This window comes from Klebsiella sp. FDAARGOS_511 (assembly GCF_003812845.1).
GTDB classification, from domain to species: Bacteria; Pseudomonadota; Gammaproteobacteria; order Enterobacterales; family Enterobacteriaceae; genus Klebsiella; species Klebsiella grimontii.
The window spans coordinates 350,423-373,407 of sequence record NZ_CP033824.1 but is presented as its reverse complement, the minus strand read 5'-3'; the positions used below and the strand labels follow the sequence as shown (position 1 = coordinate 373,407).

Sequence of the window (22,985 nt, the reverse complement as noted above, 5' to 3'; positions counted from 1 at the left end):
CGGGGGAGATCCTCAACGCTTACGCCATGATATCTCGCGGCAGGCAGTATGCAGGAATGGCTGGCGTACCGCTCCCGTTGTCCCTGAGTGATATCGAGCGCTATCTGGCTTCTCGCTCCATCCTGATTGACCGTATCGAGTTTGACGCTGCGATACTGGCACTGGATGATGCTTGGCGAGATGCGTGGGCTAAATATCAGAAGGATAACAATAAGGGCACATGAACATCGATACTGCCAGCATAGCGTGACTCCTAAAGTGCAATATGGAGGAGGACGGTATTCTTGCAATAATGCAGTTCGCATTGATGCTCAGTCCTGGCTACCCTTAACAGATATGTTTTAAACGTGAATGTTTTAAACGTGATGAGTTCGATATCACCATGGATGAAGACGGCCATTCTTTGCAAATGATGATAGATCATTACCAGTTTAAATGGCCTAATAGGCGAGATTTTGTAGTCAGGATATGTGAGTTGATTACATATTTAAGCACAGTTAGTGTAAAGTCTCTGGTTGACGAAACTTAGCTGAAGCACATAGAATTCTAAACCCACATAGTATAGGCGTAAGTTGGAATGGCGGCAGGCATACCTAAGGAAAAATCAGTAGAACTGATCGAAATGTATGGAGACATGCTAAAGGCTGGCGTTTCTATCGATGAGATGTCCTACTGGCGTTCATTACGTGAGTTGGAAAATGATAACTCTTCCGCTTCGGTAAGCGCTCTGGGTTTGCTTCATGCTACTGCTGGATTCATTGATAAAGCGAATCAGGTTTTTACAGATGGGGTTGAGAAATTCCATGATGCATCAATTCCGGCGAACCATCTGTTCATGCTCAGAGCGACCAGAAATGAGAATCTGGTTAAAGATTTTGCGTATGCATATGCCGATAAGTACCAATCAAAAAAAATGACAGTGTTTGCCTATTCTTATGCCTATCGCTACGGTGATAAGGCTGCATTGGATAGGTACATGAGCCAACACATAAAGTTGCTCTCTGATGAGGAGGGAAGGTTATTGGCTGAAAAACACAAAGAAGAATTACTTACGGAACTAGATGATGCTTATGTATCATCTGGTTGCACCAAGGAGCAATTCCAGCTTCTTGCTGAAACCATTGCTAAAGTGGCTAAAGAATATGAGGCTAACTATGGGCACATTGAAGTTAGTAAAAACCATAATTGTTGCTATGTTGTTGATATAAATAACAAAGACCCCAAAACAATTGCGAAAATGAACTATTCTCTGGCTGAAGCTGTCTGTATGGAGCCGTTGTTGGATAACTGTAAGCTTATCGGAAGGTTTTCACCGATAAGAGAGCTGCATACAGGGGTGAGCTATGTCGGTTAATAGCACTAATTTCATTGAAACAGCTTTGTGTTGCATGAACAGTGAAACTGAATCAGGTTATCGCAGTTGTATATCTCGTGCTTACTATGGCATGTTTCATGAGGCCATGACGTCACTAACATGCGTTCCGGCTTATAGTATGAATCACCACACTAGTCTCATCAGTTATATGACAAATGCTTCCGAATGTAAGTTGGAGCCTTATGACAAGCACAAGCTAAAAGTTATGGGATATAACCTAAAACAAATGCGAGATGCTAGGAATGAAGCAGACTACCATATTTCTGAAGTCACCGTTTCTAGAGAAATGGCAGAGGCAGGGCTAGAGTCTGCTGGTCTTTTCTTTGGAAAATGGATAGATCTTAAGGAAGCAAAGGCATCGTAAATGTTCTCGATTAAGAAACCCGCCCCCGGCGGGTTTTTGCTACCTGTCCGTCTTCATTGCCCAAATAGTTTAGATAGCCCCGCGGTAGTCGCAGCTTGCACCACAGTTTTAAGGGCTTCTGTTGATAGTTCACCAAGTGTTGATTTAGCCTTTTCTTTCTGCTCATCATTCATGTTTGAAATCGCGATCAGGTCTTCTAGGACGACTACTGCTTCGCGATGAAATTTGATGGTCTGAACGTTGAGAATTGCTGAGAGGCCGCCGTCGTTGAGCATAAAATCAATGCCTTTTGACGTAACCGTAGCACTTTCGAAAAGCCAGCGAGAATCACCAGAATCTAAAGTTGCCGCACTTTCCATAATTCTTATTAATCGATGTTCCGCAAGGTAGTAAATGTTTGCTGATAAAACTTTTGGGTCTGCTTTATCTATAAGGTCTGAATGGTAATCTATGTCATCAGGTTGATCCGGATATGCATCAATAAGGATCGTAAGCATTTCTTTTTGAAGCAGTCTATCGAATTTTTCCATACCAACTCCTTTTTGCTAGGTTTGTTTTCCAACTTACTATGGTAACGAAGCGTCGAACATCCTGATAAACGATCAGCCCTTTTGCCGCCCCCTCGCATCCCTGCTAACCTGTGTGCAAATGTTAATGATGGGGATAGGGATGTGGAATTAATCATAATTTGCGCAATTATTGGGTGTGTACCGGCAGCGATAGCGAGCAATAAGGGACGATCGTTTTTTGCCTGGTGGTTATACGGAGCGCTGCTTTTCATCGTTGCTTTAATTCACTCACTGTTAATCAAGAAGGATGCTCGCGCCTTGGAGCAGAGCCAACTTGACGAGGGGTTAGTTAAATGCCCATATTGCGCAGAAATGATCAAGCCAGAAGCCATAAAGTGTAAGCACTGCGGTAGTGATGTAAAAGAAGCGCTAGAAGTTGCAAGGCTCGGAAATTTCAAGCCTAGCGATATTCCGTTTGATGCATTTTTTAGCAGAAAAAAGGTAGGCTTTGATGTTAATGAAGCGGCGGTAACTAACTTGGTTTCACTCTTAAAACAAGCCAATCCTGACTTAAATCCCGAGAACATCAAAGAAAAATATATTATGCAAATTGATGATTTGGTAAATCAGTTACCTAGTGGAATACGGGATGAATTCATTCGAACTTATAATGCGAAATTTTGATAACTGAGCCCACCATTTGGTGGGTTTTTTATTGCCGCCACCATAACACGAACCTCGCTCCGGCGGGGTTTTTTATTGCCCGGAGAACGTTAAATGACAGAACAAACCTCCCGCCTGGCCATTGTTATTGATAGCTCTGGGGCAGAGAAGCAGGCCGATAGTCTCACTGTAGCACTCGATAAAATGACCCAGTCTGGGGATAAGGCAGTAACCAGCATTGTCAAAGTATCTAAAGCTACAGATGAGGAAAAAGAGGCCCTAAATAAATTACGAGCTGCAATTGATCCGGTTGGCGCTGCAATCAATACGGTAGGCCGTCGCTTTAGTGAGTTGAAAAAATACTTCGAAAAAGGGCTAATTGACGAGGAAGAATTTCGTTCACTTTCTAAGATGCTGAATGACACCACCGAGGAGTTGAGCGGTGTCGCCCAGGCTCAGCGGGACGCGGAAAAGGCTGGTAAATTATCAGCAGCGCAGCAGGAGGCGCAAGCTCAGTCGCTTCAGAGAATGCTGGATAAAATTGACCCATTATCCGCAGCTCTTCGTAACCTGGATCAGCAGCAATCTGAACTGAATGAGGCTCTTGAGTCTGGGAAAATTAACCCATCACAATACGATGCATACAGCAAAAAATTGATGGAGACGCGCCGGGAAGTTACCGGGACGGCTCAGGCAGAACGTGATGCCGCAAAAGCTCACGAAGAGCAGGTAGCAGCGTTACGACGCCTTGAGGCTCAGATTGATCCTGTAGGGGAAGCTTTCCGACGTTTGAATGAGCAGCAGCGCCAACTGGATAGCGCCAAATCATCAGGGATGCTGTCGCCCCTGGCTTACGATCGCCTTAACAGCAAACTTGCAGAATCCCGCGATGCCCTGGAGAAAACCCAGGCGCAATTGGGTAAAACAGGCCAATCTGCAGCTCAGACTGCCAATGCTATGCGCATGATCCCTGCTCAAATGACAGATATTATTGTCGGCTTATCTACAGGTCAGTCGCCATTCATGGTGCTCATGCAGCAAGGCGGTCAGCTTAAAGACATGTTCGGCGGTATTGGTCCTGCGGTTAAAGGGGTTAGCGGGTATGTGCTGAGGTTGATTAATCCTGTCACTCTGGCTGCCGCGGCTGTCGGTGTTCTTGGTCTGGCATATTACAAAGGCTCTCAGGAGCAGGACGAATTTTACAAGTCGCTGACACTGACCGGTAATCTGGTTGGCAAAACATCCGGGCAACTGGCTGATATGGCGGCCCGTGTATCAGTCGCCGCGAACTCCACAACTGGCGCAGCGGCTTCAACGCTTAATCAATTGGTATCATCCGGGAAAGTCGCTGGCGACTCTCTGGAGCGCGTGACAACCGCTATCATTAAGACCAGCGAGGCGACAGGCATTGCTACCGATAAGCTGGTTGGTGATTTTAACGACATTGCTGCTGATCCGGTTGCAGCCATTACCAAACTAAACGATCAGTATCACTTCCTTACGCTCGCAACGTACAACCAGATTAAAGCTCTTCAGGATGAGGGGAATCAGCAGGAGGCGGCACGAGTAGCCAGTGAGTCGTATTCCGCTACGCTGATTCAGCGCTCTAATGATATTAAAGATAACTTGGGTTTACTTGAATCCGCATGGGCCGCTCTTGGCAGAGGGGCGAAAGGCGCATGGGACGCGATGCTCGACGTAGGGCGTGAGCAAACACTCGAAGATAAGCTAAAAACCCTGAATGAAAGCATAGCCGAAGCCCAAAAAGGACAGTCCGAAGGTGGGCTTTGGAATGGACTAAATGCAAGATTCACTAACCTCCCAGCAATGATGAAACTGAGGGATGACTTGCAAACTCAAATTACCGTTCAGGGTGTGCTAAATGACTCTATTAGCACTTATAACAAGCGACAACAAGAAGGGATCGAAGCCCAGGAGCGTATTAATAAGCTAACAGACCAAACCCTTACAAATTCCCAGAAACGGAAAAAGGCACTGGATGAATTAACAAGGGATTTGGCAAAGGCAAGGGCGGCCGGCAACTCAATTAGTGCAGAAGAAGAGGCAAAACTTCGCGCAAATATAAACGAGAAGTACAAGGATCCCAAAGCACCAAAAACGCCAAAAGAAAAAGCCTACACAGAAGATGCCGCCACCCGCCTGCTCGACCAGATCAATCACCAGACTGCCGCTATGCAGTCTCAACTGGACGCAAGTGACAAGCTCAACAGTGCGACACAGGCTCGCGTTAAGTTTGAACAGCAGATTGCTGATCTCAAGTCTAAAACGCAGCTTACCGCCGACCAGAAGTCGATTCTTTCCCGTTCTGATGCAATCTTGCAGGCCTACAAGCAACAGGAGGCGTTACAGAACTCCGTTAAGACTTTGGACGACTACCGGAAAATGCAGGAGCAGGTCGCACCGAAGGAACTGCGACAAAATGAGACTTTGCAAAAACGTCTCGAAATCCTGCAAAAGATGGTCGATCTCAAAAAGTTGTCACCGGAGGATGCTGGAAAGCAGGCCACTGACCTCATTAGCAAATCAATACTCCCCGATTCCGTCATATCAGGGGTTAACAAGGTTGGTGGAACGCTCACTTCAAGTGCGACTAACAGCGACCTGGCAGGGCAAGGCCTGAACATGATAGGGCTGCAAATCGATCCGCAGCTTGAAATCATTGAGAAGTTAAAACTTGCCCAGACTGATTATGCGGCTTGGCTGAATCAGCAGCAGCAGGCAATAACGCAGAGCACAGTCCTGAATGAGCAGCAGAAGCAGCAACAGCTCCTGGACTTGCAGCAACAGGGCCAGCAGAACCAGGAGGCGTTAAGCAGAGCGGTGTACGTTGCTCAGATGCAATCTGCCCAAAATTCCTTCTCCGGTATCACCGATGCGATGGGAACGATGTTCGGTGAGCAATCCGCGATGTATAAAGTCGCCTTTATGACCCAGAAAGGATTCGCCATCGCTCAGGCTGCCTTACAGCTCCCCATGGCGATGGGGCAGGCATTAGCCGGATTACCATTCCCCGCTAACCTTGCTGCCATGGCTAATGTTGTGGGGATTATGGCATCCATCTCTTCGAGCATCACCAGCGCTGCTGCTGTTGGCTTCGCCTCCGGCGGTTATACCGGCCCCGGTGATAAGTATCAGCCCGCGGGTATTGTTCACAAAGGTGAATACGTCTTTGACCAGGCATCAACGAACCGGATAGGGGTGTCTCAGCTTGAGGCGCTTCGGAATGGTAAACCGCTCGATGCCACGCTCAGCAAACCGGGTTTTGGGACCGGGGTGCAGAACGTGAATAGTGATAACAGCAGGAAAACCACTATTCATGCACCGATAGAACAGCATTTCCATTCACCTGCTGGTGTAACCCCTGACCAGATGGCTATCTCCATGGCACAAACGCAGAAGCGGGCGACAACAGATGCGCTTAATCAGGTTGCAGCGCAAGTGCTGAAGGGGGACGGGAAGGTGGGTAACGCGATGCGAAGTAAATATCCTGGCAGGGGGATGAGTTGATGGCTGATATCTATTATCCACATGACAGCCTCCCGATGCCATTACAGGAAGGGTACGGATTCCAGCCTGTAAGCCCGTTAAAACGAACTCAGCTAACCACCGGCCGCGCGCGGCAAAGGCGAGCTTATACGTCAACGCCGACGCAGGCCAGTATCACCTGGTTCATGGAAAACGATGCTCAGGGACTGGCGTTTGAATCGTGGTTCCGCGATGCATTATCTGATGGTGCGGCTTGGTTCCTGATGAAGCTGCAGACGCCGGCGGGAATTAAGTTTTATAAATGCTGGTTTACAGATATTTATCAGGGGCCGGAGCTTGTTGCACCAATTTACTGGAAGTATTCAGCGACTCTTGAGTTATGGGAGCGTCCGCTTATTCCGGCCCCGTGGGGGAATTATCCGGAATGGATAGTCGGCAGCTCGCTGCTCGATATCGCGCTGAATAAGGAGTGGCCAAAGCATGACGCAGATTAACCGCCTTTACGCCAGTAGCGGGCCGGAGGTGATCATTGAAACGCTGCAGATAACCATCGGTTCAGATGTTCACTATCTGTGTAAGGGCTACGAGGATATTACCGCGACGACGGAGAACGGCGAGACCGTAACGTTTACCGCCTGCGCGATGGATATTGCGCTGCCGGCGCGTAACGAGGACGGAACGCAGGACCTGAAATTCGCTTTGTGCAATATCGACGGCGTTGTGTCCACGGCGATCCGCAATGCGCTGGCGAACCGCCTTTCGGCGTCGCTGACTTACCGGAGTTATATCTCCACAGATTTAGCGGCGCCTGCAGCGGTACCGTATACGCTGCAGGTCAAATCTGGCTACTGGACAGCGACAGAGGTGCAGATCACCGCGGGCTATATGAATGTCCTCGATACCGCCTGGCCGCGATACCGTTATACGCTCCCTTTATTCCCCGGTCTGCGTTACATCAGCTAAGGAATCCCAATGTTTAACCCTGACAAATACCTTTCAGTCACCTGGCTGAAGGGCGGTCGCACGTACCCAGAACTTGACTGCTTCGGCATTGTGAACGAAATCCGGGCGGACCTTGGACTGCCTCTCTGGCCTGAGTTCGCCGGGGTGACCAAAGACGGCGGCGGACTCAATCGAGAAGCGCGCCGGATGATGCTTTCTCTGGAGCGCTGCGAACCGCGCGAAGGCGCCGGGGTGGCCTGTTATTCCGGTTCAACCGTCACCCATGTCGGTATCGTCGTCAATATCGGTGGCCTGCTGCACGTGGCGGAATGTAATCCGGGAACGAACGTCACCTTTCTGCCGTTGCCGCGATTTAAGCGGCGATTTGTCAAAGTGGAGTTCTGGCAATGACCATTCGTTTTTACCCGTCGCGGCTGCCCGGTGAACCAGTCGAAACGCATCAGCATGGCGTTACCACCATTCGGAGCTGGCTGGTTGCCAATGTCGCAGATTATGAGGATCGGGATGTTCCACCGCTGGCTATTGAACTGGATGGCCAGCCGGTACCACCTGGCGAATGGGCGTTTTGCATCATCCGACCGGAGAGCGATGTCCGCATGTACCCGGTTCCTTTCGGGCTTGAAGTAGCAACGATCGCGTGGATAGGGGTAGGTATCGCTGTGGCAACGGCGGCTTATTCACTGTTCATGATGGGTAATATTGATGCTGGTGGCTACACGTCATCCACCGGGCGAAGCCTCGACCTGAACCCAGCAAAGGCGAATACGGCGAAACTCGGTGATGCCATTCGGGAGGTATTTGGGCGCGTGCGTATTTATCCTGATTATGTTGTGCAGCCCGTTACCCGGTTCGATGCTGCCGATCCCACGAAAATGCGGGTGCAGATGCTGCTGTGCCTTGGTGTCGGAGCTCTGGATTATACCAATGGTGATATCCGCGTTGGCAGTACGCCTGCATCTACCCTGCCAGGATTCAGCAGCACGCATTATCCCCCAGGTGCGGACGTATCAGGCGATGAGCGCAGTGAAAACTGGTTCAATTCTACCGAGGTGGGTGGGACGTCATCCGGTACCGGTCTTGATATGGCCCAGACCTCTCCAGATTCGACAGATATCAACGCCGATAGTATGACCGTTTCTGGTGCATCCGTGACGTTTACCGGGCTGGACACGGATGATGGCGATGATGACGACGAGAACGACAATTCTCTGCCGGATAGCTGGGTAGAAGGCGCGATTGTTGAGATAAAGGCTCCCGCCAACTACCAGATATCAACGGCGGCCGGGTACAGCGTTATCGCGAGTCCGCTGCTGACGGAGATCGCGCCGGTGATTGGTATGCCGGTGACGCTGGGGTTTAACTCAGTCGATTACGATTTGTTTATCGCGTCATATACCCCTGGCCAGGCTGCGGTGCCGGGCACCGGGGGAAGTGCGGCAAAAGTTCAGGCCAGCGCAGCACCTACCACCTACGACTTTTCGACCAGCTCCAGCACGTTCACGATCACGTGGCAGGGGATCGCTTACGCGGTGTCGCTGGTGGCGAACTATATCTCGATGTCGGGACTGTTGGCGGCTATCACCGAAGGGCTCACTGGCTCCGGCCTGGTCGCGCAGGATAACAGCGGGACTGTAGTGATAACTGAGGCGGCCAGCCCGTTCGCGGGAGGGGCGATCACATCCTCTTCGCTGCCTGCTGCCGTTTTCGGTGATGCCCCTGTTTACACCGCCGGCACGGCATCAACCGGCGGCAGCCCGGCGGTAACGGCAAACGTGACGCTTGCCTATAACAGCGCCACGGGAACGGCCTTTTCCGGCATGCCGGATGGTATGCAGCGGCTTTCACTTGCTCACCGTGGGAATGAGTACCGGATTGCGTCTGCAGACGGCACGACGGCGACGGTGGCGCGTCTGGTTAACGGTGCAGTTTATGAGTCATGGCCGGGATTCACCACCAGGACGATGATCGACTATGAGGCCACTGGCCTTAACGACACGCTGAGCTGGCTGGGGCCGTTTCTGGTATGCCCTGAAAATGAAGTGGTGGATATGTTCGAAGTGAATTTTTCATTTCCGAACGGCATCTGCGGTTTTGACAGCAAGGGCAAAAAGCGACTCCGGCATGTTGAGTGGGAAATTCAGTACCGGATTTACGGCTCCGGCTCAGGGTGGGTAAGTAAACAGGGCGAGTACGCGCTGAAAAACGTCAACGGCCTGGGCTTTACTGAGCGGATTGTTCTGGGCTCGCCAGGCCTTGTCGAAGTGCGTTGCAGCCGCCGTAATGAGCAGGGAAGTAATAATGCTCGCGATTCGATGTACTGGCAGGCACTACGCGGGCGACTGCTGACTCGCCCAGCCTCCTATCCCGGTGTGTCGCTGATGGCGGCGACTGTCGAGACGGGCGGTAAACTGGCGGCACAGTCTGACCGCCGCGTAAACGTTGTTGGGACGCGTGCCTATGAAACCGGAACGGCCAGAACCATTTCGGGGGCGCTGCTGCATGTCGGGAACTCGCTGGGACTGGAGATGGATGTCGATACCATTAACGGCATTGAGTCCGCGTACTGGACCCCGCGGGGAGAGTATTTTGATTTCGCTACTGGCGACAGTATCTCGGCACTGGAAATGCTGCAAAAGATCGCCAACGCCGGGAAGTCACGTTTTCTGCTGAGTGATGGCCTGGCGACAGTAAACCGGGAAGGGATTAAGCCCTGGACAGGTGTGATCACCCCGCATGAGATGGTCGAAGAGCTGCAGAGTGGTTTCACTGCTCCATCTGACGATGATTACGACGGCGTTGACGTGACGTACATTAACGGGACCACCTGGGCGGAAGAGACGGTTAAATGCCGCACTCCCGATAACCCAACACCGGTGAAAATCGAGGATTACAAACTCGACGGGGTATTGAGCCAGGATCACGCTTATCAAATCGGGATGCGGCGCCTGATGAAATACCTGCAGCAGCGGGTAACGTTCCAGACGACGACCGAACTGGACGCGCTCTGCTACAACGTTGGCGATCGTATTGTGCTGACCGACGATATACCGGGGAATAACACGATTTCCGGTCTGGTTGAGGAGATGACAACAGCTGGCGGTTCAACGACCTTCACCGTTACGGAGCCGCTGGACTGGTCTTTTGAAAACCCTTGTGCGCTGGTCCGTTACCAGGATGGCTCGGCCTCCGGGCTGATGGTGGCGACCAGATCAGGGGATTATCAACTTTCGGTCCCGCATCTGAGTGAGTTTGATGACCTGCTGAAAATCAATTTATCGTCTGCAACCATCGAGCCGATCCGGCTGGTGTTCTGCGGCTCAACGCGGCATATCTATGATGCGCTGGTGGCAGAAATTGCCCCACAGTCTGACGGCACCTGTCAGGTGACCGCCAACGAATATCTTGAATCGTTCTACGCCTACGACGACGCCACATACCCCGGCGACGTCGCGTAATACCCCACAAAAACCCCTTATTAACTCTTTTCGCTCAAACCCTCGTTTGGGCGAACGCCTTTTTTGGAGCAAAAAACATGGCTGCAGATGAACTGAATCCGCCGCTGGGTACGACGACGCCTGAAATCTTTTTAGATAACGTTAAGCGGGCCGATCGGTTAGTGAACGGCCCGGCAGGAACGGTTAACGACCGCGCAGGTGAACCGCTCGATACGTGGCGCCAGATGATGGCGAAAAATGATGAAGTCCGGCAAAACATCATCCCGCTGAGTCGCCAGTACATGACGCTGGCCGTAGCGCAGGATGATATTGCGAATATTCCGGCGGGCTCCACAACCTATGTGCGCAGCCAGGACGGCAGCGCGCTGGCTGATGAGTACCTGAGTGATGGTGTGACTCTGACGGCAACCGGCCGAAGGATGCCCTCTCAGGGCTCTGTCGATGCACTTATCCAGTTTATTGAAAACTTTATTGCCACCGGCACCGTCAGCGGTGACTTTTTCCCTTTCTTTGTCGATGGGGCCGGAAATGTGCCTTTGTACTGGGATAATGGTTTTGCTGTTTCGCGTATTGCCACATCGTTGTATCAGATGATCTATGAGGATGTTCATGCGCGGCTTGGGGATGCGCTGAATGCACAAGTGACAGGGGTTTCCCCAGGCTTTTTTCCGTTATTCATGGACAGCGCGGGAAATGTACCGGTGTACTGGAATGGCGGGCTGGATGCGTCGGCAATTGCGACGGGGCTGCTGGAAAAAATATGGTCTTATATCAACGGTATCATCGCCAGCGCGCTTAACCAGAATGTCCCTCTGATTTCCCCTGGCTTTGTACCGGGGATGATGGATGCCGCCGGGAACGTCCCGTTCTGGTTCCATGATGGAAAGCTTGATGCCAGTGGGGTCGGGCCGAACATTCGCGGGGATATGGTCAGCTGGTTTCAGGGGAGGATGTACTCTGCCGTCTACAATATTCCGCTGCATACTGATGGCCGGACGCTCTGGCGCTGGAAAGCGAAGAAAGCACAGCTCAAAGCAGGCCTGACAGTCCGTCCACACTTCATGCTGACGGGCGACAGCTGGACGCAGAATAACGAACTGGCCACAGCTATCGCCGGGCTGTTGCACAATGATTACGGTGACGCGGGTCTTGGCTGGAGAACTGTTAACTACGGGGCCGCGCGCGACGGTTCGGGAATATATCGATCAGAGGGATGGGATTTATATGATTCGTCCCCGACGAGCGGAGCGCCGCTTTATGGCTGTGGTATTGACGGCCAGTCAATCAATACCACGACGAGCACGGCCTATTTCAGGGTGACGAATGTCCGCTGCACTGACTGCCGTATTTACTACCAGGACCTGAACGGTAAGTTTCAGTACGGCTACGACGTTGGCGGGGTCACTCAGTGGACTGAGGTTGTCTGCGGGAATACCGGCGCGACAAATCGGTGTTGCTGACAGGCATGGCCGACGAGGCCAGGACGATTTACGTCAAAACTGATGGCAATACCGGGCGTGTGGCCATCCACGGTTTTACCTCTGGCGCGCCGGTGTGGCTGGTTGCGTGATGAGTAAGGCGGGTAACTCCGGGATTCTTGCGGACCAGTTTCTGTTGTTCTCCGACAAAATCGCGGAGTACCTGAGCACAATGCAGCCGGACGTCATTTGTATCGTCATCGGCAACAATGATTACCGTAATTCTGACGGGACACAGGTATTTAAAACCGCATTGCAGACGTACATCGCCGCCTGCCGCACGGTGTTGCCAGACGTTGGTTTATCCTGATGGCACCACCCCGCACGAACGGAACGGCGGTAACGCCGCTCGTTGATTTCCGTGACGTGATGCACGATCTCTCGCAGACGCTGAATGTCGAGTTCTTCAGCATCTATGACCTGTTTGACACCTGGACTGAAATGAACAGCCTGGGCTGTTTCCTCGATAATCTTCATCCGAATGCTACAGGCAGTAATCTGGTCGCATCATCACTTAATAACGCACTGATTAAAGGCTAATTTATTATGAATACTGTTTATATCCCAAAACTCGGTGATGTCGTGATCCCCGGAGCACATCCGAAAAAAGGTCATTTCATGCAGCCAGACCTTCCTGTAACAGCGGGGCTTAAAGGATTGTACATTCAGGGAGGAACAGCAGACCTCAGCATGAGGAATCGCGCCGACAATTCCGCCCCGCTGACAAAAATCGGAACCCCGACAATCCTCTCCGAATTTGGGGCGATCTGTAGTTTTGGAAACTGTTTTGATACCGGGAAGGTCTCAACCAAAAACCAGACGCATATCGTGATCTGTAAGCCGGTAAAGCCGACAGCGGCAACCGAAACGCAGCAGGCATTCATGATGGGGAACTACAGCTATTCCGGCGCACCGGCTGTCTACCGCGGCGACGGGCTTGCATTTCTGTTTTCCGGACAAAGCCTTTACGGAGCGTTTGTTGAGGATAACGGTGCTACGCCGTTGAACATGATCAACTATTACAGCGCAGCGTATGACAGCGCCAGATGGGCCGCCTTTGTCGAGCTGGTTGACGGTGATAATAATGTGGCGAGGATTGCAGCCCGGCAGGGAGGCGCCCTGAACTGGCAGAACTCCAAAACCCTGACCAGCCGCACAGCTTATACCGACCGTACGATCCGCATCGGATCGCATCATGCGCCAGCTGCCTATCCAGCAGGGGCAAATATCACGATGGGGATGGAATTGATTTTTGAAACAGCGCTGACTCAGGCTCAGGTCGCATCAGTCCTCGATAGTGTAAGTGCCTACCTCAGCGCAGCATGGGGAATTACTGATTTAGGTTAATCTCTGCAATAAGACTAAGTAGTATTTCGCTTTTTCAATTTGAATGAACAACAGCCCTCCATAATTTATGAGGGCTGTTACTGATTTTACTGTTATGAATTTATTACGTTCTCTAAGTTCTGTGCATTACCTTTAACAATATTGTCTCTGGTGATAGTGCTGGCCATATAGTCAGCGCTCGCCGCGGACATGCCTTTTGCGTTGCCTTTTATGATGCTGTCTTTGAGAATAGCGTCAGTTAACTGGGCACTAATCCCGATCCCGTTCTGACCATTATTCAGAAGCATGGCGCCCCGAATAATGACGTTTTCCGCCGCATTGCCAAGCTGGATACCGCTCCCGCCATTTCTGGAGAAAGAGCCACCATTAACGGAGACCTCCCGGATCGGTGTTGTGACATTCGTTGCAGCAACAACCCGCAGTCCGTGGCTCTCGTTGTCTTCTGAAATGCAGTTGTCGAGGTAGTATCCGCGCGCATTATCTCCGATTTCAGCGTTAACGTAGTCTGCCGTTTTATACACTGCAAACCCGTTGCCGTTTCCGAAGCCCATCTGACGAGGCGTAAAGTATGGGTTCTGGATATAGCGGGTTCCGTTCTCCATGGCTTTACAGTCAGAGAAAACGGCATTTATGCCATAACGAACTTCGCCAACCTGACTGCCATTATCTGCGGCGAATCCATTCAGGTTGCGGAATGCCGTGCAGTTAGCATAGGAAAGGCCATTACAGCCAGCGTTACCGAAGCCAACCGCATTGCCTTCGCTATAGCAGTTCGTAACGTTAACACCCACCGGGAAATCGCCGATAATCGTCTCGCCGCTGCTCTCGCGGTGGTTGTGCCACTCAAAGAACATGCCGTGACCATAGTTATTCCGGTTAATGCAGTTCATCACCTGAATCGGCTCCCGTCCGGCGAGAAACGCGCCTACCCCGATCCCCATCCCGGCGCAGGACCCATCCTGTTTGTTCTGCCCGCAGCCCTCAGTAACAATATGATCCAGGACGCCGGACATAATCATGTCCACGCCGAATCCGGTTATCGCTGATTTATAAATCCAGATATTCCGGGCGGTAAAATCCTTAACATACTCCATATTAATTCCACGACCCGCGCGAGAGCTGAGAATATCCAGGTTAAAGCCCAGGTTTTCGAAAGTGATTTTTTCGTAAACGTGATCGCTCAACTTCTCATTTTTAAACGGAACGTCCGCGCCGCAAATAATCGTGTTGTACATCCCGTCGCCGTAGATGTGGTTGAAGCTCTTGATGTAACAGCCGGAAATTTTATACAGCCCACTTTCCATATAAACCTTGCCGCGTTTCTGGCGCTCCATTTTCAGGCAGAGCTTTTGAAGCAACGGGGTGTAATCATAAGCGAGGGTTTTATCGGGTCGGCCTGCCAGGTCATATAATTTATAAACTGGCTCCGAGAGTTCCAGAAAGGCTCTTTCACCTCCCCGACCATTTACCAGCACGTTGAATGCAGTGGAGTCCCTGCGCCCGTCAGACACATGCGAAATCCCGACGTAAGCCACATCGTCTGATGTGAAAAGGTCAAGCAAAGTGGACGTGTTAATACCCGTGGTTAGTGTCTCAACGGAGAGAACACCGCGGTTACTGTCCAGTCTGGCCATATACATGTAGGTGTTACCCGCGGCATATGACAGCGTGACTTCTGCATCTTTGGGGACTGCGGCGCGGTCAAAAAGGTACGTAACCGCCGTAGGAACAGAAACTAACGAACCCGCAGCATCATAGGCCAGTCCGGGGTAGATATCGCCGAACGGATTCGACCCGGGGCCTTTAATAAAAAAGGAATCATCTTCTGTGGTACTGAAGATAACGACCTCAGGATCATAAAGTCCGGTTGCTGAATAGTTGTTAACGGCGATAAACCCGTCTTCTTCAATCAGCGCACAGGCGTATCCGTAGTAATTGTTATTAACATAGGTAAACTGCAGCGTGCTTCCAAGATATTTGCCGACTTTGTTATATCTGGCTCCCATAAACAGTGTAGCGCCTGCATTCGTCGAGTTTTGCACTGTCCTGGCTTTCACATAATCGCCAGCCTTCACAGGGATAAGCGCCGTGCTCATGTAGTTTACATTCGAATCCACGCGGCCTGAATTACCGTTCGACCGTACAACTCCCACTTCCCACGAATCGGCAGGGTAAGTGTACTGTTTGACCCTGGAGCCAACAGCATACTTACGCTTACGAATAAAGGCAGGAAGACTGCCGTCGGTCATATATGCGGTGACATATATCGTGCAGGCCTCAGTGGCGGTATACAGATGCTCGGTGTAGACAGCGCCCGCTTTGAAAGCAAAACTGATCGGCTCAAATACCCCCTCAGAAATATATTTAGAAAGTACAGGCAAACCATATTTAGCGGTTAAGGCATTTGAGTTTAAATTTACCCTGGCAAAAACAGATTCCCCGGCCTCCAGTTCAACGACATACAGCTTCTGGTACAGGCTGGAAACCAGCGCGCCCGCCATGGAAATGTACTGATTGGGAATGATTGTCGCCGTTGCTCTGGCGTTAATGTCGGCGTAATAAACATCCGTGACTTTATTTTCAACCAGATTCTGTGTGCTGGGGACGGCAACATCAAGAGCAGAATCCACTTCACGGCGTTTAATTAGCCCTGCTGAAATAGAGTAGCTGGAGTCCCGCGCTGCCGTGGATAAAATCGCAGTGCTTAAAGACAGTACGATGTACCCGTCGGTTGGCACGGAATAGCTATACTCTTTGATGCTTTCAGCGCCGTTGCCGATCACGCCCTCGACAAAAGACGCAGCCGAATGGCTGGAGAAAAACGCAATGGCATAGCCTGAAGACGGCAGGGCCAGACGGGCTGAAATAATACTCCCCACCGTAACCTTAATGAATCCCGTATTAAAACTGGTTGCAGATACCGTAGGGTAAGAGGCTGGCGCGCTTACGCTCACGAATCCATTATTCGGGAATGCCTCTGCACCGCTGGCGGTCACGGCCTCACCGACAAGGGTATTTATCGCGGTTTCAAACGTCTCGAATGAAGTATAGCCACCGGCTTTATCGCTGTTATCCACCGTCAGCACGTCTTTGATCACATCACAGGAAAATGTCTGTGATGTTGCGATGCGTGTTGCCAGAATAATAAAACCATCGGCGGGCACCGCAAATGTCCGTGTGTAAGCCTCAGGCCCGACCCCGACATTCTCGGCAGAAATAAACGTTTTGTCCTGATCGTAAAACGCAACGTTTGCGTAACTGGCGCTGTTATTCGCTGCTGTCAGTTTAAGCTGCTGGCCCTCAGTAACAGCAATATACGTAGAGTTTCGCCAGTTAGTCGAAGATACCCGCGAACCATCAGCTTTAACGATGTAGTTTGAACCGGTCAGGTCACTGAGAACGGCCAGCGGGGTAGAGCCTATCAGGCCATTGATGTAATCGACGATTTGCGCGTTCTGATACCCGGCTTTGGCCCATGCTGTCCCGTTCCAGAGGTACAGTGTCCCGGTAGCCGTGTCCATCGCCAGCGTGTTGGGTTCTGACGGCGTAAAGGCCAGTAATTCCGCCGCTGATGCAAACCCCATCGCACCGCCCGCCGCTTTTAGTCTCGCTATCGCCTGACGCCAGGAATCCAGCGGCTCACCTTCGCGGTCGGGAACATCAGCAGCGGGGCCATTCACCAGCTTATCCAGTCGCCCGGCGTTATCGAGCAGTACCGCAGGAGAAGTGCTCCCCAGAGGAGGATTAAAGGCCATGTTTTTTGCTCCAAAAAGAGGCTTCGCCCAAACGAGGGTTTGAGCGAAAGACCGGAGCTTTTTACAATCAGCTATTTCAGAGGGTTACATCATGCTGATTGGTTACGCCAGGGTGTCAACCGGGGATCAAAACCTCGATTTACAGAAAAATGCGCTGATCCGCGCAGAATGTGAGCTGGTTTTCGAAGATACGGCCAGCGGAAAGAATGCCAGACGACCAGGGTTAAAGCGTGCGCTGCGGCGGCTGCGACCGGGTGATGTGCTGGTGGTCTGGAAACTGGATCGGCTGGGGCGAAGCGTGCGTGACCTTATCACCCTGGTATCGGAGCTGCAGGCGCGCGGGGTAAATTTCCGGAGTCTGACTGATTCGATCGATACCAGCACAGCCGCCGGCCGCTTTTTCTTCCACGTCATGAGCGCTCTGGCGGAGATGGAGCGAGAATTGATAGTAGAGAGGACACGCGCAGGGCTGGCGGTGGCAAGAGAGCAGGGGCGGATCGGTGGCCGCCGCCGGGTTATGACCGAAGAAGTTGTGGAACGAGGCCGCCGTATGCTGGAGAACGGAGCTACACGCCAGCAGATAGCCGATGTGATCGGTGTAGGGGTGAAGACTATCTATAAATATTTGCCAGTAACGGGATGAGTTTTAAGCCTAATGGCTATCAAAACTTTTCGTGATTATTTGATATGCCTTCCCACAGTTGTAAAAGCCCAAACATCATGAGTCCTGAGATAGTAAAGAGTGTTGCGGCAACGAGTAAAGTAGTCATTTAAGAGCCTGTGTTTTATTGATTACACATTAGACACCACGACATAAAAATAGTTGCTGAGCTTTACAAAACAATGAAGTTTTGCTACCAGGCACTTCAGAGCCCTACCTGGTAACCGTATGCAAGAGCCTGCAGGTGAGCAATTTGCTATGGAGGCAGTGTCATAGCTGAAAAATTTTATCCTCGCATTGTTCGCAAAATCATCAAACAGTTCAGCACTGAAAGCACTTTACGACTTACCTTACTCATTACATCAATGCGTTACGTCAATGTCGCGAATTGATAGCCGGAACCTATATTGATATGTGGTTGGGTTAAATATACTGTATATATAAACAGTATTTATATGAGCGAGTCTATCATGCGGTTTTACACGCCCGTTGAGTTACGTAAGATTATCCTGATCCCATTGTACAGCGACCTTGTTCAGTGTGGTTTTCCAAGTCCCGCCCAGGATTATGTTGAGCAGCGTATCGACCTTAACGAGCTGCTAGTTAACCACCCCAGCGCGACGTATTTTGTCAAAGCTGCCGGCGATAGCATGAAGGACGCCGGGATCGGTGAGGGGGATCTTCTGGTCGTGGATAGTTCAAGGACCGCAGTCCATGGCGATATTGTGATTGCCGCGGTGGACGGGGAATTCACTGTTAAGAAACTGCAGTTGCATCCGCGGGTTCAGCTAAACCCAATGAATAGCGCGTATTCCCCGATAGTCGTCGGTAGTGAGGACACTCTCGACGTTTTCGGGGTCGTAACTTATATAATCAAGTCGGCTGGCTGAGATGTTTGCGCTTTGCGATGTGAACTCCTTTTATGCATCGTGCGAAACGGTATTCAGACCAGATCTGAAAGGGCGGCCGGTAGTCGTCCTTTCCAATAATGATGGTTGTGTGATTGCACTTAGTGCAGAAGCCAAGCCGTTTGTCAAAATGGGGGAGCCGTATTTTAAACAAAAGGACATGTTTCGTCGGCACGGCATTATCGCGTTTAGTAGCAACTATGAGCTCTATGCGGATATGTCGAACCGGGTCATGACTACGCTTGAAGAGCTCTCTCCACGATGCGAAATTTACAGTATCGATGAGGCATTTTGCGATCTGACAGGAGTTCGTAACTGTCGCGACCTTACCGACTTTGGCCGGGAAATTCGCGAGACGGTTCTGCGCCGGACGCACCTCACGGTTGGTGTTGGCATAGCCCAGACAAAAACTCTGGCGAAGCTGGCCAATCACGCCGCGAAACAGTGGCAGCGGCAGACCGGGGGAGTGGTTGATTTGTCGAACCTGGAACGGCAGAGAAAGTTAATGGATCTATTGCCGGTTGATGAAGTATGGGGTGTTGGGCGCCGCATCAGTAAAAAACTGGAGTCCATGGGGATAGACACGGTGCTTAAGTTAGCCGATACGGACATTCGTTTTATCCGGAAACATTTTAACGTCGTGCTGGAAAGAACTGTGCGGGAGCTGCGTGGCGAGCCATGTCTTGAGCTTGAGGAGTTCGCGCCGATAAAGCAGGAAATTGTGTGCAGCCGTTCTTTCGGTGGCCGCATCACTGAATATCATGAAATTCGACAGGCGATATGCAGCTATGCATCGCGCGCAGCCGAGAAACTTCGCGGCGAGCATCAGTATTGCCGGTTTATCTCCGCTTTTGTCAAAACCAGCCCCTTTGCGCTCAACGAGCCATATTACGGCAACAGCGCATCAGTAAAGCTGCTGACCCCGACCCAGGACAGCAGGGACATAATCACCGCGGCGACTAAATGCCTCGATGCTATCTGGCGAGACGGGCACCGTTACCAGAAGGCCGGCGTGATGCTGGGCGATTTCTACAGCCAGGGCGTGGCACAGCTGAATCTTTTTGATGACAACGCACCGCGGCAGAACAGCGAAAAGTTAATGGAAGTCCTCGACCATCTCAATGCAAAGGATGGCAGGGGGACGCTCTATTTTGCGGGGCAGGGGATCCAGACTGCCTGGCAGATGAAGCGGGAAATGCTTTCGCCGCGGTACACGACTAGGTACAGCGATTTTATGCATGTCAGGTGAAATTTATTTTCTTATGCATAGCACTCACTTAACCCCATTGTTAAAATTTTAAATCAGAGGAAACATTACGCTATAGTAGGACATTATCTGATTAAATTATTCTTTCATTAGTTCATCTTATTCTGACAGCCTAGGATATTATGCAACCTGATACTACTTAGAAGGGGGCTAGAACGAGAGAGTCGATAATCTTTATTGGCAAGTTAAGTTGTTTACAGTACACTTTCAATGAAATTATATCATATCAACGGCTAATTTGGCGGTATTTATGAATGAAGTATTATCAGACCTCACAGTAGAACTTGAAAGTATAATATCAAAGCTAGGTACGATCATTCCAACTAATGATCCATTTAATATTGCCCATGCTAATTGGACATTTCCGGGCTTAACTAAAAATGATCTAATCAATAAAGCTCGAAATTTAATTTCACTAATTGAATGTATAGAAGATGATATACCTGATGAAAATATAAGTATCCTCACGGACTACAAAAAAAGGCTCAGGTTTATCTCCGATTCAACTATTCCTAATTTATGGGGGAATGTGGCGGCAGGCGTCCCTCCCTATTTGATGACATTAGATGAGCTTAAGGAAGAACTCAACAAGTTATTTGATAAAAATCATAATGCAGATCTACAAAGAGCAGTGAGAGGGCTTAGAGCTCTTGAGGCAAGATTAAAACAAGTTGAACCAAGAACTGCATCGTTATCTTCTATGGTTGAAAGGATAGAGCAAGCATTCAATACAGCAGAACAACTTCCAGCCGACCTTGAATTACTAACCGAGTCTCGCGAAAAAATTAAAGAAACAATCTCAAAAAGCGACATGAGTGCTAGTAAGATTGAGCTCTTAAAAGAAGAGGGAAATGATATTTTGAATGAGCTCATATCAATGAGAGTTAATGCTGATGACATACTAAAGCGTTGCGAAACCGCATATGCTGCGTCAACTAGTGTGGGTCTGGCCGCAGCTTTTAGTGAGCGTTCAGCAGCTCTCAACAAGTCAATGACGTTTTGGATAGGGGGGCTAATTGTAGCTCTTATAACTGCGGCGATTTTCGGAACAATAAACGTTCATGGTCTATTGGTTGCGACTGGCAGTCCTCAACCATCTTCATCTGTTATAACAATACGATTATTTTTATCAATATTATCTATAGGTGGGCCTGTCTGGTTTGCGTGGTTGGCTACAAAACAGATAGGGCAACGGTTTCGTCTTTCAGAGGATTATGCGTTTAAAGCCTCAATATCCCGTGCATATGAAGGATTTAGAAGTGAAGCTTCTCGTATAGATAAAAATTTAGAGGTTAAACTTTTAGCCTCAGCACTTTCGAGATTAGATGAACTACCTCTACGCTTAGTGGAAACCGAAACACATGGAAGCCCCTATCATGAATTATTGACGTCAGATACCTTTAAGGAAGCGTTAAAAGTAGTTCCAGGGTTTTCAGATAAAATAAAAAAAATTGCTGAGCAAGCACTAAATGCTGCAAATGATGTTTCAAAAGGAGCGTTAAAGACTAGCGAAAAAATTGCATCTAATGAAAAAAATGATTCACCAATGAATACTTAGTGAAGTTATTTAGATATCTCGGTAAATATAAAGTGAACAGTGTGAAGCTGTTCATTTTATAAGTCATTAGATTATCTATGATAACTTTTATCTTTGATCGGTTCGGGGTCAAAGGCGATATCCCGCTCGGCCTCTTCAGCAAGATAAGCCAAGTATTCATCACGGGTTTGTGATTGGGTAAATCGTCCGCACATGGTTACCTCCAGTCTTCAGACTGAAAGTATAGAATGTATGGGTCAAAGGGAGGGGATAACTCCGACAGTCACATAACAAACGACTGCCGGAGCGAACAACTAAAATAATGTGTATAAATTTGTGTATTAAAACCAATTAAAAAAACAATGTTTTAAAATGTAACAATATGATTTTAAATGGTTTAAAGTTGATTTTTGCAAATGCTATCGTAGAGCGTACCCGAGCCGGTTTAGCTGCAGCGAGAAAGCAGGGGAGAGTCGGCGGCGTCCAGATAATGACCGAAGATGTTATGGAGCGGTGCCATAGAATGCTGCATTTGGGAGCGACTCGGCGGCAGGTAGCCGATGTGATAGGCGTGGAAGTAAAAACGATTTACAAATACTTTCCTGTTACCGTCCGCGATCAAGGGTTCCAGCCCTTCCCGTGTTATGTAACATTTGAGAGAAAAAGTGCTTTCAGTTTTGAAAACAGTTTGGTTTGCTCGTGAACGGTAAGAAAACAATTAGTTTTGAACAATTTCTAACTATAAACAGCAATCTTGTTCTCATCTCAGATACATGGGCTGAATTGTGGGCATTAATTTTTCACACGGGTTTAAGCGCTGGAAGGCTGCTTGGTCTTCGATATGTTGATATTGAAGCTGGCTCGATAGTGATACGCAAACATCGACGCCTGAAGGCGCTACGTGTTGAATTATCCCCTCCAGTAGTGGCGATAATTGCTCGCAGAAGAGAGCGCTATCCAGAAGATGTTTTTTTATTTCAGAGTCATTCTAACCGTGTTAAGTACCAATGTTGCCCGGTCAGCATAATCGCTTTCAACGCCGCCTTACGTCAGGCAGCTAAATCTCTACCTGGCGTCAACGTAAGCAGTAGTAGTGCGAGAAAAGTATCGAACTTGTTAATAGCTAGCTAAACCCGACAGCAGGTGGCCGATATGATAGGGGGGATGTGAAGATAATTTATAAGTATCTTTCAGTA

The 22,985-nt window shown here is 49.7% G+C and carries 19 protein-coding genes and 3 pseudogenes; 19 read left to right on the top strand and 3 right to left on the bottom strand.

Annotated features, from left to right (window positions below):
• Positions 1–26: 26 nt before the first annotated feature.
• The 3 genes from EGY08_RS02755 to EGY08_RS02745 all read left to right on the top strand — a co-directional run bounded on the left by EGY08_RS02755 (position 27) and on the right by EGY08_RS02745 (position 1,739).
• Positions 27–224, top strand: coding sequence for a hypothetical protein (locus tag EGY08_RS02755; RefSeq protein ID WP_123829399.1), 198 nt, complete (start codon positions 27–29; stop codon positions 222–224).
• A 353-nt stretch (positions 225–577) separates the two neighbouring features.
• Positions 578–1,354 carry a hypothetical protein gene (locus EGY08_RS02750; protein ID WP_123828160.1) on the top strand — a complete coding sequence of 259 codons (777 nt, stop codon included), beginning with the start codon at positions 578–580 and terminating at the stop codon, positions 1,352–1,354.
• The gene (locus tag EGY08_RS02745) at positions 1,344–1,739 is read left to right on the top strand and encodes a hypothetical protein (protein ID WP_065366374.1); all 396 of its coding nucleotides are present in this window, start codon (positions 1,344–1,346) and stop codon (positions 1,737–1,739) included. Before EGY08_RS02750 ends, EGY08_RS02745 begins: the two co-directional genes overlap by 11 nt.
• Before the next feature lie 53 nt (positions 1,740–1,792).
• Here EGY08_RS02745 and EGY08_RS02740 read toward each other — a convergent pair whose 3' ends face one another.
• Positions 1,793–2,269 (bottom strand): hypothetical protein, encoded by a 477-nt coding sequence (locus tag EGY08_RS02740; protein ID WP_117075959.1) that lies wholly within the window; start codon positions 2,267–2,269, stop codon positions 1,793–1,795.
• A gap of 141 nt (positions 2,270–2,410) precedes the next feature.
• Here EGY08_RS02740 and EGY08_RS02735 point away from each other — a divergent pair, with 141 nt between their 5' ends.
• From EGY08_RS02735 to EGY08_RS02700, 10 genes and pseudogenes are all read left to right on the top strand, one after another.
• On the top strand, positions 2,411–2,932 hold the full coding sequence (locus tag EGY08_RS02735) for a zinc ribbon domain-containing protein (protein WP_123828159.1): 522 nt from the start codon (positions 2,411–2,413) through the stop codon (positions 2,930–2,932).
• Between the two features lie 93 nt (positions 2,933–3,025).
• The gene (locus EGY08_RS02730; protein WP_228712767.1) at positions 3,026–6,439 is read left to right on the top strand and encodes a phage tail length tape measure family protein; all 3,414 of its coding nucleotides are present in this window, start codon (positions 3,026–3,028) and stop codon (positions 6,437–6,439) included.
• A complete protein-coding gene (locus tag EGY08_RS02725; protein ID WP_123828158.1) occupies positions 6,439–6,912 on the top strand; it encodes a hypothetical protein in 474 nt (157 codons plus the stop codon). Before EGY08_RS02730 ends, EGY08_RS02725 begins: the two co-directional genes overlap by 1 nt.
• Positions 6,899–7,381, top strand: a complete 483-nt coding sequence (locus EGY08_RS02720) for a DUF1833 family protein (protein ID WP_017146236.1) — start codon at positions 6,899–6,901, stop codon at positions 7,379–7,381. The genes EGY08_RS02725 and EGY08_RS02720 overlap by 14 nt, the downstream gene beginning before the upstream one ends.
• A gap of 9 nt (positions 7,382–7,390) precedes the next feature.
• Entirely contained in the window at positions 7,391–7,771 is a 381-nt protein-coding gene (locus EGY08_RS02715; RefSeq protein WP_117085696.1) for a nitrite transporter, read from the top strand.
• A complete protein-coding gene (locus tag EGY08_RS02710; protein ID WP_123828157.1) occupies positions 7,768–10,836 on the top strand; it encodes a host specificity factor TipJ family phage tail protein in 3,069 nt (1,022 codons plus the stop codon). Before EGY08_RS02715 ends, EGY08_RS02710 begins: the two co-directional genes overlap by 4 nt.
• Before the next feature lie 77 nt (positions 10,837–10,913).
• Positions 10,914–11,277 (top strand): annotated as a pseudogene (locus EGY08_RS31400) (right-handed parallel beta-helix repeat-containing protein); the annotation flags it as partial.
• A 1,128-nt stretch (positions 11,278–12,405) separates the two neighbouring features.
• Positions 12,406–12,624, top strand: a complete 219-nt coding sequence (locus tag EGY08_RS31395) for a hypothetical protein (protein WP_416381354.1) — start codon at positions 12,406–12,408, stop codon at positions 12,622–12,624.
• Positions 12,624–12,854, top strand: a complete 231-nt coding sequence (locus EGY08_RS31390) for a hypothetical protein (protein ID WP_416381353.1) — start codon at positions 12,624–12,626, stop codon at positions 12,852–12,854. The genes EGY08_RS31395 and EGY08_RS31390 overlap by 1 nt, the downstream gene beginning before the upstream one ends.
• A gap of 6 nt (positions 12,855–12,860) precedes the next feature.
• A complete protein-coding gene (locus EGY08_RS02700; protein ID WP_116956175.1) occupies positions 12,861–13,661 on the top strand; it encodes a hypothetical protein in 801 nt (266 codons plus the stop codon).
• A gap of 92 nt (positions 13,662–13,753) precedes the next feature.
• Here EGY08_RS02700 and EGY08_RS02695 read toward each other — a convergent pair whose 3' ends face one another.
• Positions 13,754–17,416, bottom strand: coding sequence for a right-handed parallel beta-helix repeat-containing protein (locus EGY08_RS02695; RefSeq protein ID WP_123828156.1), 3,663 nt, complete (start codon positions 17,414–17,416; stop codon positions 13,754–13,756).
• Positions 17,417–17,507: 91 nt separating this feature from the next.
• On the opposite strand from EGY08_RS02695, the gene EGY08_RS02690 reads away from it, so the two are divergent.
• The 4 genes from EGY08_RS02690 (at position 17,508) to EGY08_RS02675 (ending at position 21,810) form a co-directional block, all read left to right on the top strand.
• Positions 17,508–18,059 carry a recombinase family protein gene (locus tag EGY08_RS02690; protein ID WP_123828155.1) on the top strand — a complete coding sequence of 184 codons (552 nt, stop codon included), beginning with the start codon at positions 17,508–17,510 and terminating at the stop codon, positions 18,057–18,059.
• A gap of 488 nt (positions 18,060–18,547) precedes the next feature.
• Complete coding sequence (locus EGY08_RS02685; RefSeq protein ID WP_123829397.1) at positions 18,548–18,967, top strand: translesion error-prone DNA polymerase V autoproteolytic subunit; 420 nt, start codon at positions 18,548–18,550, stop codon at positions 18,965–18,967.
• Between the two features lies 1 nt (position 18,968).
• Positions 18,969–20,234 carry a Y-family DNA polymerase gene (locus tag EGY08_RS02680; protein WP_123828154.1) on the top strand — a complete coding sequence of 422 codons (1,266 nt, stop codon included), beginning with the start codon at positions 18,969–18,971 and terminating at the stop codon, positions 20,232–20,234.
• Between the two features lie 268 nt (positions 20,235–20,502).
• On the top strand, positions 20,503–21,810 hold the full coding sequence (locus EGY08_RS02675) for a hypothetical protein (protein ID WP_123828153.1): 1,308 nt from the start codon (positions 20,503–20,505) through the stop codon (positions 21,808–21,810).
• 95 nt (positions 21,811–21,905) lie between these two features.
• Here the strand turns inward: EGY08_RS02675 and EGY08_RS30975 are convergent.
• Positions 21,906–22,004 (bottom strand): annotated as a pseudogene (locus EGY08_RS30975) (SOS response-associated peptidase); the annotation flags it as partial.
• Between the two features lie 203 nt (positions 22,005–22,207).
• Between EGY08_RS30975 and EGY08_RS30970 the strand changes: the two are divergent.
• Both EGY08_RS30970 and EGY08_RS31305 read left to right on the top strand, forming a co-directional pair.
• Positions 22,208–22,492 (top strand): annotated as a pseudogene (locus tag EGY08_RS30970) (hypothetical protein); the annotation flags it as partial.
• Positions 22,483–22,920, top strand: a complete 438-nt coding sequence (locus EGY08_RS31305) for a hypothetical protein (RefSeq protein WP_123828152.1) — start codon at positions 22,483–22,485, stop codon at positions 22,918–22,920. The pseudogene EGY08_RS30970 and the gene EGY08_RS31305, both read left to right, overlap by 10 nt.
• Positions 22,921–22,985: the final 65 nt, after the last annotated feature.